Origin of the sequence: uncultured Methanobrevibacter sp., from assembly GCF_900314695.1 — an archaeon.
Classification (GTDB): domain Archaea; phylum Methanobacteriota; class Methanobacteria; order Methanobacteriales; family Methanobacteriaceae; genus Methanocatella.
In genome coordinates, this window is sequence record NZ_OMWD01000002.1 from 26,247 (window position 1) to 40,261 (window position 14,015).

The 14,015-nt window shown below is 32.6% G+C and carries 5 protein-coding genes; 4 read left to right on the forward strand and 1 reads right to left on the reverse strand.

Going from position 1 to position 14,015, the window contains the following annotated elements; genetic code table 11:
* Positions 1 to 483 precede the first annotated feature (483 nt).
* From QZN45_RS00615 to QZN45_RS00630, 4 genes are all read left to right on the forward strand, one after another.
* Positions 484 to 4,344 carry a C1 family peptidase gene (locus QZN45_RS00615; RefSeq protein WP_296810488.1) on the forward strand — a complete coding sequence of 1,287 codons (3,861 nt, stop codon included), beginning with the start codon at positions 484 to 486 and terminating at the stop codon, positions 4,342 to 4,344.
* Between the two features lie 477 nt (positions 4,345 to 4,821).
* Complete coding sequence (locus QZN45_RS00620; protein ID WP_292606336.1) at positions 4,822 to 5,538, forward strand: DUF4013 domain-containing protein; 717 nt, start codon at positions 4,822 to 4,824, stop codon at positions 5,536 to 5,538.
* A gap of 298 nt (positions 5,539 to 5,836) precedes the next feature.
* Positions 5,837 to 7,705, forward strand: a complete 1,869-nt coding sequence (locus QZN45_RS00625; RefSeq protein ID WP_296810492.1) for a histidine kinase dimerization/phosphoacceptor domain -containing protein — start codon at positions 5,837 to 5,839, stop codon at positions 7,703 to 7,705.
* Positions 7,706 to 7,813: 108 nt separating this feature from the next.
* Complete coding sequence (locus QZN45_RS00630; protein ID WP_330047706.1) at positions 7,814 to 8,497, forward strand: DUF4013 domain-containing protein; 684 nt, start codon at positions 7,814 to 7,816, stop codon at positions 8,495 to 8,497.
* Positions 8,498 to 8,848: 351 nt separating this feature from the next.
* On the opposite strand, the gene QZN45_RS00635 is transcribed toward QZN45_RS00630, so the two are convergent.
* Positions 8,849 to 14,011, reverse strand: a complete 5,163-nt coding sequence (locus QZN45_RS00635) for a right-handed parallel beta-helix repeat-containing protein (RefSeq protein WP_292606330.1) — start codon at positions 14,009 to 14,011, stop codon at positions 8,849 to 8,851.
* Positions 14,012 to 14,015: the final 4 nt, after the last annotated feature.

Sequence of the window (14,015 nt, forward strand, 5' to 3'; positions counted from 1 at the left end):
TAGTCTATTTATTGTGAAAAAAGAAAATTTTTTTTATTTGATTTTTAAAAAGTGAATCAAGAGTTTTGTGTAAATCCTAATTAATTTGCTTTTATGTGTGAATTGTTGTTGAACTCATTTCAATATATGTGTTTGAAGAAAAATTATCTTCAAGAGATTGAGAAAAAATATCTGTACACAATCACTTGCAACGGTGAAAAACCCACCTTATCGGACAATAGCGAATTTAAATTTGATTATATATGTAGTAAATTTTAAATATCAATTAAATAAAAACTTTTCATTATAGTATTGGTGTTGTAACTGATAATACTATTTCAATTAATAAATATTAAATCATGTTCAAATCATCAAGATGAGTATTAATCAAACTCACTTATTTTTCAAATACAAATTAAAAAGGGAGAGATTCTTATTAAGACAAGGAATAAACTGTTAATGGGTTTATCAGTATTTTTGATACTATTTGTTTTAATGGGTAGTGTGAGCGCTATAAATGATAACATTACTGATTTAAGTCAAGATACTGATAATGCAATTGCTCAAGAAAAAATTTCAACAGGAAACGATGATTCTAGCTTAAAAGAAATAGAAAATAATGAAATATTAAAAACAGACTCTGAAAATACAACATTAAAAACACTTGTTGGTGGAAATACTTTTGCTGACATTCAAACAGTAATAGATTCTGCAGCAAGTGGGGATACATTAGAACTCAATGGACTTTATAAAGGGTCAGGAACACCAGTAATAATTGATAAAAACAATTTGACAATTGTTGGAAATGATGCAATATTGGATGCACAAGGACAATCCAGAATTTTCAATATAACTGGAACAGGAATTATATTAAAAAATATAGGTTTCATAAACGGTAATGCTACTGATAAAGGTGGTGCAATCTACTGGTATGGAGTTAATGGAACTGTAAATGACTGTAACTTCGCCAACAACAAAGCAACACAAATGGGAGGTGCAATCTACTGGTATGGTTCTAATGGGACAATAAACAACTCCAATTTCATAAATAACACTGCAGAAAAATATTGTGGTGGAGCAATCCAATGGGACACCAATTCCGCCAATGGAACAGTAAATGGCTGTAACTTCACCAACAACATAGGAACACAAAGGGGAGGTGCAGTCTACTGTCAAGCAAAAAATGGAACAATAAACAACTCCATCTTCATAAACAATACATCAATCAATGGTGGTGCAATCAATTGGGCGCCTGATGCTTTAAACGGGGCTGTAAATAATAGTATTTTCATTAACAATACTGGAAACGACGGGGGCACAACTTATTGGGAAGGAAAAAATGGAAGAATGAGCAACTGTGAATTCATAAACAACATTGGAACTAATGGTGGTGCAATCAACTGGCAAAAAGCATATGGGTTGGTAAGCAACTGTAACTTCATAAACAACAAAGCAACAGGAAATGGTGGTGCAATATTCTGGGAAGGATCAAATGGAACTGAAAACAACTGTAATTTCACCAACAACATAGCACAATCCAATGGTGGTGCAATCTACTGGTACGCATATAATGGATCAATAAGCAACACCAACTTTGTCAACAACACCGCAGAATCTGCTGGTGGTGCAATATATGCTGCTGGTTCATTAACATTGAACAATGTAACTTTCATTAGCAACTATGCAAAAATAGAGGGGGGAGCTGTAGGGCTCTATGGTAATGTAATCCTTACATGTAACAATTCTGATTTTATAGACAATTATGCGGAAGCAGGTTCAGCAATATTTGTTCAGAAAGGTGTATTGAATCTTTACAATGCAGATTTAAGTTCAAAAATATTCAACAGGTATTCACAAATTGCAGTACTTGCCAACTCTATAGTTTACATAGAAAACGCTACTTTTTCAAACAGTAACTCTTCCTACTCTCCAGCATTGTATCTTAGAAGTTCCAAAACTTCAGTAATTAATTCTAAATTCATTAATTTAAGAGGTAACATTACATCAGGTGCAATAGGCGTTAGGATGGGCGGTGATTTATATGTTAAAAATTGTGAATTCATAAATACATCTTCCTCTAAAAATGCAGGTGCAATTTTTGCAGATGTTCTATACAATGATTATGATGGTGTTGTGACAATAATTGATACAGTATTTAAGGATACCAGTTCAGGATTTGGTGGAGCATTCCTTCAATTAAGCGGAAATTTATTCTTAAACAATACAAAATTCATAAACGGCCATGCAACTTATAATGGTGGATCAGTTTACCTTTCATATGTAAATGGTGTAATCAGTAATTGTACTTTTGATTCAAACGGCGTTGATATTATTGAAGGTTATCCTACCTATGGTGGTGCAATATTGTTGGATATGGGTACCTATAACATTTCAGAATCTAAATTCTTCAATAACAATGCAAGTGCTGGAGCTGCGATTTATGCATATGATTCAGCATATACTATTAGTAATTCAATTTTTGAAAACAATACAAATCCTATTTATACATTTTTTGATAAACAATCTGTTATAGATGAAACAAACATTTTCATCAATGATAACAACATCTCCACCAATAATACATTTTTTGCAACAATAATAATCGGGGAAGGCATGCAATTAATCTTGAGTAATAACACTATTAATGTCACTACTCTTCCGACCAGATATGATTCACGTGACTGGAGATGGACATCATCTGTTAAAGCCCAGGGATGGATGGGCTCCTGCTGGACGTTCGGAATGACTGGAGTCTTGGAATCATCATTATTGAAAGCTGCAGGTATCACAACTGACTTTTCAGAAAACAACATGCAGAATACCCTGTTGAAATATTCAATTTATGGTTCTCCTAAAATATATGAAGGTGGAAGCAATAATTATGCGGTAAGTTATCTGTTGAGTTGGCTTGGAGCATTTACGCAGGATGCAGATACCTATGATGAAATGGGAAAAATTTCACCCCTAATCACAACCAATCAGGACATTCATGTTCAAGATTTGATGTTCATTCATAATGATGAGATACCAAATGGCACACATCTTAAAGAAGCAATCTTGAAATACGGTTCTGTAGATGTGTGTTATTACGGACAATCCAGATATGATGAAGTAAGTCTTTATTATAATACTGAAACATATGCACAGTATGTTGATGTATTTGTAACGCCAAATCATGACGTTTCAATTGTAGGATGGGACGATAATTTCCCAAAAGAAAAGTTTTTAACACCTCCTCCTGGTGATGGTGCATGGATTGTTAAAAACAGTTGGGGTTCTGGTTGGGGAGACAATGGATATTTATATGTTTCATATTATGACCAATCACTCCTGCCGTATATGTCTGGTGCTATAAATACAGCAGCTACAGCAATCATATTTGAAAATACTGTACCTTACAATAAGAACTATCAATATGATATTGTATGGGGAGGTGCTTTTGTTCCAGGTGGTAATGGAAATATAAGTTATATGAATGTCTTTGAAGCATTGGATGATGATTTGATTGCTGGTGTTGGAACATACTTCAACAGCAGTGGTGTCAATTATAAAGTTCAGATTTATGTAAACGATGAATTGAGATTGACTCAGGAAGGAGTATCACCATTCATAGGTTACCATACTATCAAATTAGATGAATACATTCCAATCAAAAAAGGTGATATCTTTAAAGCTGTAATGATCTCAGATGCAATGCCTGGTGTTGATTTAAGAGAAACAAGGCTGCATTATGATAAGAATATTTCATTTTTCTCTTATGATGGACAGACTTGGATAGATTGTTATACTGAAGATGCAATCGCATGTTTAAAAATCTATACTGTTGTTGACGATACCAAAATCATCAACAATAAGGACATTTCAGTTGACTATAATGGTGGCAAATATTTCACTGTTAAAGTCGTAACTGCTGGCGGTCATGCTGTTGGTGCAGGTGCAAAAGTCACCTTCACAATCAACAAAAAGACAAAAACAGTAAAAACTGATAAAAACGGAATAGCTAAAATAAAAATAACCGATGCCCCTAAAAAATACACAATAACAACCAAATACTTGGGCAAAACCTACAAAAATACTATTACTGTTAAACACGTGCTTAAAACAAGTAAAGTTACTGTTAAAAAGACAGCTAAGAAATTTACCTTGAAAGCAACACTTAAAATCAATGGCAAGCTGGTTAAAGGTAAAATCATTAAATTCAAATTTAATGGTAAAACATACAAAGCTAAAACCAACAAAAAAGGTATTGCACAGAAAATTTTAACTAAAAAAGTTATCAACAAGCTTAAAAAAGGTAAAACATACACTGTTAAAGTGACTTATCTTAAAGACACTATTAAAACAACTGTTAAAGTTAAAAAGTAGATAATTTTTATCTACTCTTTTTTATTTTTTTAATTTTCATGTATGTTTTGTCGGGTGTTAATTTTGTTTCATCATTTATTTTACTTTCATGATTATTTATTCTTCTTGATTATTGGCTAACTATTTTTTTAATCAATGGTTTTTATAATTATTTTAACAGTGTTTTTTAAATCGTAACCTTTTTTAGTAGTTGATATTGGTTAACTTAATTCTTTTTCATATTTTTCATCGGAAATGCAGTGCCGTAAAATAGATTTTAGATTCTAGAAGTTATGCATGGGGTGGTATTGGGATATTGTGTTTGACTGTGGAAACAATGGATTAAAATTTGAAAGTAATCTAACAAAACAACTTATTTTTTTGAATGAATTATAGTAATATTTATATTTGATTATCAAAAGAAATTAATACTGACTCATTATGAGTTTATTAATTAAACAAAATATTCAAACAAATTAATTAAAAAAGGTGAATAAAATGAGCGTAGGCGATATAATAAGTGATGCTTTAGGATATCCATTTCGTAATGTAAAAGCTTTAGTTATATATATGATTTTAGGAATAATTGCTGCAATCATCGGAGGAACAACAGTACTTACTTTTGCAACTTCTATGGCTACAAAAGGATTCTCCAGTTTTGCTCTTGGTGGTGTAGGAGTAGTTGGAATCATTGTTTTCATTCTTTTACTGTTCTTGATTGAAGGATATGGATTGGATATTGTAAAATTTGGTATTGAAAGAAGGGCTGATGGTCCGGGAATTGATTTTGGAAGACAAGTTTCAAATGCTGTCAAATTACTCATTGTCTCTATTGTTTATTACGTTGTACCAGCTGTTATCATTTTTATTTTAGGACTTTTCCTCAGAGACTGGATTATGACTATAATCAGTTTAATTTTAGTTATATTATTTGCTTTAGCAAACTTTATGGCTAAATGCAGATTAGCAAAAAGTGACAGTTTAGGTGAAGCTTTAGCTATAGGTGAAGCTATTGGAGACATATCCAGAGTAGGTCTCGGTAAACTTCTTGCAACTGTTATTCTTGTTGTAATTATAGCTGTGATTATTGTAGTTCTTATAGGCATTATTGGCAGTATAAGTGATATTGTTGGAGATATTTTATTCGGTATCTTCTTAGTTTACTTAGTATTCTTCTACAATAGAGCTATTGGTTTATTATACTCTGATGCATAATCAAACCAATCTTTTTTCTTTTTTTCTTTTTTTTTAATCTCAATTAATCATTAATCTTTTTGTCATATGTGATTTGCTACAAAGTGAAACATCAAATAATTTTAAAAGTTTGAATATGCATAAAATAGAAACAATAGTTTTATTAATTCGATTTTAATTAAAAAATGTATTTAAAATTGATTAACATTTAACAAATTTCATGATATGGTTGAGATATGTGCATGCATATGATTTAATTTAAATATAATTAACAACATAATATTGTTTATATTAGTTTTAATTATATTTTGGGTGTAATATGAGAGTAGAAAAAGAATATCGTCAATTGGAAAGTATTGAAGAAATTCGTATTTTTAATGCTAGTCAAAATGATTTTTATAAACCCGCCCCTAAGGAGTTTGATGTTGAAGATTTGGAATTTCAAGAACTCATAAACAATATTCCAGTTGAAATTCATTGTTTGATTCCTTATGAGGGGGGTAAGGATTTTATTATCCAAAGTATAGGTAATTTTACTCTTGATAGATATAATTGCACTCTTGATGATGTGAAAGGAAGATTATTCAGTAAATTATCTCCATTATTTTATGAAATTTTACATGACGAGTTAGTTGATGTCTATAATAATCATGTCAGTAAGGATATAAGGTTCGTATACTATTATAAAAATAAATTATCAAAATTGAGCACTGCTAAAATAGTTTTTGATGCTGGAAAAATTTTTGTAACTACCAACAATATTGATACAAAGACAAGCAATCGTGTTGATTTGGAATATCGGGATTTTGATGAAGATAAAAATGATATAATAGAAAATTTCTCCCAAACTGGTAGCTATTATAGGGTCAATGGAAAATATGTCTGGTCACAGGGTATATATAACATTATAAACCGTGCAAAAGAAGAATCCGATGACTATTTCAATATTGTTTTTGATTTGGTGATACCTGAAGACAAACACATTGTAAATAAGATTTTTGACATTACAAATAATGATACTGCCCAATGTGAGGAAGTTATCCGCATTAAAACTAAAGATGGTATCCTAAAAACGATAGAAGTTAACGTTTATTCCTATTTTGATGAGTCAGGCATTATCGTTCGCCAGGGCATGATGAATGACATAACCCAATATGCCAATGATGAAATTACAAAACCTGTTGATTTCTTATTGGATGGATTTAAAGACCGCACTAAATTGGCTTTGTTGATTGAGCCTTTAAATGTTAAACAATACAAATTTTCAAAAGGTTTTTATTATCTTATTGAAAAGGATTATGAGGAGTATGTTCATTCTAGAGATATCTTTAAAAATATAACTGACAAAGATACTGTTAGACGTTTGGAAAAATTGGTTGATGGTGAAATTGATAAAATTGATGAAACTTTTTGTTTTTATGTTGGTGGAAATCCAAACAAGAGGAAAGTCGTTAATTTGTATCTTGAACGTTTTGAATATGGGAATACCACTCACAGTCTCGGTTTTTTAACAGACATTACTGAAGAAAGAATTAAACAAGAACAATTGATGGCATCCAATGATAATAGATTGATTTTAATTAAGGAGATTCATCATAGGGTTAAAAACAACCTGCAAATTCTAAGCAGTTTTTTAAATCTCGAAAAAAGAGCATACAAAGATAATCCTAATTTAATCATAGAACATATGCAAACACGTTTAAATTCACTTGCATTACTTCATGAAAAGACTTATAATTCTAAAGATTTTAAAAATATTAATTTGAAAGATTATCTGATTGATCATGATAGAAAGATGATAAATGTGGTTGATTTTCCTAAAAACATTGAGTTTGAAACTTATGTTGATGAAGATTTGGAATTGTCTCTTCAAGTCATAACTCCTCTGCTTCTAATCATTGATGAAATAACAATGAATGCCATTAAACATGCATTCCCGAATAAAACCTCTGCCAACAATAAAATAACTAAGGAAATAAGAAGTGTTGGTAATGATACTGCGGAGCTAATTATAAAAGATAATGGTGTTGGTATTGATGACTCAGACAATATCAGTTCAAATTTAGGCTGTGAAATAATCAAAAGTTTAACCAAACAGTTGGGAGGACATATAAGTCTGATTAAACAAGAGAAGGGCACTGCATATAAGTTAATTTTCTCAACTCAAATGGAACACACTATTGAATGATTGTGGCATGTTTTTTTCAAATAGTAAAAAATAAATTATATTCACTATAAATAAAAACCTATGCTTGATGTCATAGTATATTTTTCAAAAAAAGCAGTTGAATGCTGCATGGTCAGCAAAAAACGCATAGTCATTATAACTTTTCTGACATTCTTAAGTTTAATTTTAGTGGGAACTTTTGAGGGTATATGTGCCATTATAATTATGTTAATATATATAATTTTATACATTTCATATGGGATGCAATTTACTAGGGAAGTGATAAATGGTGGGCAATCCCTACCTAAATTTGATTTTAGGAGTATTCCATTGGGTATAAAGGCGACAACCGTATTTTTTGTTTATGGGGGTATTCAAACTCTGTTTTTGTTTGTCATTTCTCGATTGTTCAATTTTCCAACTTTTGATTTTGAGGAGTTTTTTTTGAAACTTCCAGAAACAATTCATTTGATTTACACTCATAATCCTGTCAGTTCAATATTGTTTTTTTTGTTAAGCATAATTACTCTTTACATTGGCGTATTTTTCATGGAAATTGCTTTGGCTCAACTGGCTGATGGAGGTAAGTTTATCGATGCGTTCAATTTAAAATTGATTAAAGGTTACATTGATAAAATTGGGTGGGTAAATTATGCTACTGATTACACTGCCGTTTTGTTAATTTTAGTTGTTTTGGAGTCATTTGAATTTGTACCGGTTTTCAGTGTTGTTATGGTTACTTTGTCATATTCATTGATTTTCATTGTTGAGTATAATGCAATTGGATTGATATTCAGAAAGACTAAAACTTAGTTTTCAAACTTGGTGCAATAAACGTGAGATTTGATGAAAATATGTCTAGATTTATATTTAAATTTCTATTATTTAAAAAAATAGTCTTGACCACACTATCTGGCATAGTCAGTAATGTCAAATCGATAACCGTTTTGTATTTAAAACGTTATTCAAGTTTTAGAATTTTTACCGACTCTGCCAACTTCATGTGAAATAATCATCAAAATCATAGCCAGTAAGTTCTACTGTAGATTGAAATTTGTTAATATGTTATAGATATTGACAACATATAGTTTAGTAGCTGCATGTTGATTGTGTTGTAAAAAATAAAAAAAGTGATGAAAGCCTCGCTATGCGAGGAATTTTCACCTATGTGAAATATATTAGTTTGTTTTCTTTTTGGTAGTTGCTTAAAATGGATCTTGAAAGTTTAACTATTCCAGTTAATCCTTTAGAGACTACATGGCCAATACCTGTGGCTACAACTTTAGTTGCCACATTTAAAGGGATTTTAAATGCAGCAACACCAAATGATGCTACTCTCAAACCATTGGAAACGCCTTTTAAAACACCGCTCCAGAAGAGGCTAGGATTCTGATATTCTGTTGTATAAACGGCTCCCAGAATAGTACCTAGGGCACCGCCAATTCCTGCACTGGCTAATGTTATCCATAAACCAGCTACGCCGGCCGCTGTCATACTATATCCAACATTACCTGTAAGTAGTATGGTGGCTAGTAGAACACCACTTTCAATTAAATCCATTTTCCATGCGGCGATTGGATGTTGTTCTATGTAATTATGGGCAGGTCCAGAGATGATAATGTCATCAACATAACCATCTTTGTTGTAGATGTCGACATTTTTTGATGCATGGTATCCCTTGTTAGCTGAAAATGTGGACAGGAGAATCATAGCATTTCCAGCACTGTAAATTGCTCCTGCATATTTTCCATAATTGTTGGTAAATGTGGAATTGAATACTGTCAATGAACCTTTATTTACGATAGCACCTCCATAATCCTCTTTAAATCTATAGTCTACCTTATTGTTGTTGAATATGGAGTTTATAACTAACAATTTGCCCGAATTATCAAGGGCAATGTTGAATCCTTCTAGAGTCAAGTCAGTTATTCTGACATTACCTCGAGAAGCAACGGTCAAGAATTTGGTTGTGTCATCATCATGTTGATTTTGAACAAATACTCTTGCACCTGCTCCGTTGATTAATAGTAATCCGTAATCTGCCTTGAATATAGTTTGGGAATTAGGAATCATGCCGTATTCTCCTTTGACTAAAGTAATATTAATGACGTCATATTTGGTATTTCCGTTAACGATTTTTGAAGCTTTCATCAAGGATGCAAGATTGTCCACAACAACATTATAAACCGTATCGTTGAGGCTTTCCCTAACCAGATATAATCCTCCTTTTTCGGTATTTATTGTGGATGGGGAATATCCTCTGCTGTTAACTAATTTGACAACAGCTAAATTCTGAATATCCAAATCATTTTTGTTGTTGTTTTTCCATACCCAGTTGGATTTGATTACATTTCCTGTAAACAGACAATTTGAAAATACCGCATTTGAAGACATTCCAAAACCGTAATATGCACCACCCTGATTAGCGCCGTTGTTTTTGAATGTGGAATTGAAGCATAACACAGTACCGAAGTTTCTTATTGCACCGCCATCATCACCCTTCTTCATTAAATGATGGATTATGTTGTCTTTAAATGTACAGTTTATAGCCATGAATGTTCCATAGTTGTGAATAGCAGTGTTGAAACCGGACAATGTTAGATTTATTAGTGTCAAAGAACCGTATTTAGGAATGTATGCGAAATGATAATCATCATTGGCATTGTTTTCAGTGATTTTTATTGTAGCTCCGTTACCGTTAATTACTACTGGTTTGGAATTGACATCTATAAAGCTACGAGGGTTTACAAAAATTATATCTCCTCTAACAGTTATTGAACGCCATTCATGTGAATCCCTATATTTTTTAAGGTCAGCACTGTTTATGACATATTCTCCTTTGCTGAGAGTTATGTTGAATGAAGTGATATTGTTAAAACTATCAATCCATTCGGTGGCATCCTGCAATCCTGCCATATTGGTAACATATAAATTTTTAGTTATATTGTGAGTTAAACTGTACACGTCTCTTATACTTAATGATGCATTGTTATCAATGTAGCCGTTGTATTTAATATGGTTGTATGCTCCCCAGGAAGTATCATAGACGACAACCATACTTTTTTCCACGGCACGGACGGTATCGCCTTTTGTTTTGAAGCTGCATGAGATGAAATTTGTCAGTGAATTGGAATCTGCATATAAAACTCCTCCACGATTAGCTTCATCTGATCCACCATTCTCATTTCCATTAAAAATACAGTTCCTGAATGTAGCCTTGTTCTTGTTATAAATTACAGAACCTTTAGTTGGAGTAGCCCATTTTCGAGCATCGTTTTGTGTGAAAGTTGAATTTTCACAATATACTTCACCATTGTTTGCAAATACTCTGTAGAATTTTTTGAATTCAAGATTGTTTACCATGATGTTTGTATTTGAATCCAGACTGGCGAAATTGTGTTTGTAATCATCTTCAAGTGTTGATCCTCCACCATTGATAATAAGGGTGCCGTGATTCAAATGGACCAGATACTTCCAATCTGAATCTTCCCAGAAATGGTCAGATACTTTATATGTGTTCTTTTTAAGATTTATGATGGTAACATCAACCTTATAATCCTTGCGAGCCATTTTTCTTAAGGTATTTGTAAGCTCCTGTGAATTGGAAACGGTCACATTATACAATATGAATGCGTCACCGTTAGTCATAATGTATCTGTAGGTGTTCTCCCCGATAACACTGTAAAATGTGGTATTGGAAGCTGCCTTAAATGTTTCATTAGAATATACTGGCAACAATCCTCCATATGATGTACTATTCAATCCCAAATCAATGGCAGCATATTTATTGGATACGGTAATGTGGTCCTTAATGGTCTTGCCTTCGTATATTGTTTCTACAGTATGACTTCCAGCAGTTACATTCAATAGGAAATAAGCATATCCTTCATCTGAAGTAGTGCCTGTAAATGTTTTGCCTCCAACCTTGAATGTAACAGTCTTGTTAGCTGAAGCATTTAACTTGATTAGGTATGGTTCATTGATGTCAAATATTGCATTTCTTTTATTTATGGTAATCTTATTTGTATATGATTCGCCAGTTACGGGATTATTGGCCTTTACTGTGTATGTGCCTGGTTCAAAATTGACATTTAATATCGCAGCCCCATAATCATCCGCAATTTGACAGTCATAATTGATATTATTTACATTGAAATTCACTTTGGTTCCCTTAGGTAAATATTTTCCGTTTTTGTCCTTGAATACAGCTGAGTATAGTGAATCGTCACCGTAGGTCTTAGTGAGGTCATAACCATATACGCTGATGTATTTAACATTCATTTCATATGACAGTTTCTGGGAGTTGATTGTGAAATCAAACTTATGGGTTCCGGTTTCATTTGGAACATAAATTAACTCCAATGAGTTTGCATTGATTTTTTTGGTTATGAATTCACCTTTTTTGTTTGAGGAATATTTTAAAGTGTCTAGAACATAATATGGTACTGATCCGCTAAATGAAACCTTAATTGTAGTTTTAACGCCGCTGTAACCATTTTTATCAGCAACTATGGAAACTGAAAGTGGTTTCGAATCATCTTTGTTCTTGTTGCTTCCAATTCTATGATATTCTTTTAGCTGATTGCCGATTGAAGCTTTATTTATGCCCCACCAGTTGTTTGAAATAACATCATAATAACCAGTGTTGAATACTGAAACACCCTGGTCACTAGCTGAATTTTCAATGAATGCGTTGTTGGTCAATTTTACATGTGTATTTATGGAATCAGTATATAATGCTCCTCCACGAGATCCTCCACCATTCTTTTCAAAGTAATTTCCGGAGATTGTCATTGTACATGCTTTGTTGACATATATTGCACCTCCATTACGGGTTCCACCATTTTTTACCTGATTTGAGATGAACACTGAATTCTTAATTTCACTTGCGGTTTCAGTGTAAATGGCTCCACCATAGTTTTCAGCCCAATTGTCTCTAAAGGTACAGTTATTTACATTAATATTGCCCTTAGAGCGCACTGCGCCTCCATAACGTTTTTCCTTACCTCCATTAGCATAGTTTGATGTGAATGTACAGTTGGTAAAGAAGAGATTGGTTGAACCACTGTCTGAGTATACTGCTCCACCGTCACCTGCATTTGCATGATTGTTCTTGAATACAGATGAAGAAAATTTCACATCACCAGATTTTTTGTTAATGTAGATTGCACCACCAAAATCACTTTTTACTTGATTTCCGTTAAAAATTAAGTTGTTGTTTTCGCGTCCAATGTTGTTGGTATATATTGCACCACCATGGTCTTGTGCAGTGTTGTTTGTGAAGATGTTTTTTCCGCTGAACTGGATGTAATCAGTTTCGATAGCTCCACCTTTGTGGTTTGCAGTATTCAGTTCAAAAATGGAATTTCCAATATGTAGCCATTTGTTTGAGTATATTGCTCCACCGCCTTCAGATGTTGCAGAATTCTGTTTGAATGTTGATTTTTCAATATATAGGTGACTGTCGCTGGTTACTTTTACAGCACCACCTTCCCTGGCGGTGTTCTTAATGAATTCTGAATTTTCAATTATTAAATCGGAATATGAAAAAATTGCACCTCCCCTAATTGCAGAATTCCCGTTAAATGTAGAATTATCGATGAATGCATCTTTTTTTACAAGAATAGCTCCACCATGTGATGCTTGTCCATCAACTTTATTGGAATTGAATTTGGAATTTGAAATATCCACTGATTTTTCGGCGTGAATAGCACCACCATCAATTTTCGCTTGATTGTTTTCAAAGACAGATTTTTCAACTACGACATTTCCTTTGGAGAATATGGCACCTCCTGTGAGTTTTGCAGTATTTCCTGTGAACTTGCAGTCTTTGATAGTTAATGTCTCAACGACATTATTATAAATTGCTCCACCAAAACTGTTTGCTTTATTGTTTGTGAAAGTACAGTTAATAATGGTAAATTTGGCTGAACCTGTGATGTAGATTGATCCGCCATTGAATGAGTTTCCATTAGTGAACTTCAAATTCTTCAAGGTTATATCACCGTTTGATGACCTTAATTGAGCTTTGCTACAGTCTATTGTATTTCCAGCTCCGTCAATGACCAATGACTTGTCAATGTTTATTCGATTCGCCGGTGTATAACTTTTGTTTAGCTTTACTGTTGAACCTTCGGATGCACTGTTAATAATCTTTGTAAGATCGCTTGTGTCATCCGTTAATATTGGGTCTTGAGTAATTTCAAGATTATTGTTTATATCGCTTTCCTGCATTATTTGAGTGTCATTAGTATTTTCAGCACAAACTGTTGAAATTGAGCATAAAATAAATAACAACAAACAAATAATTGCCAATTTTCTTTTCATATTA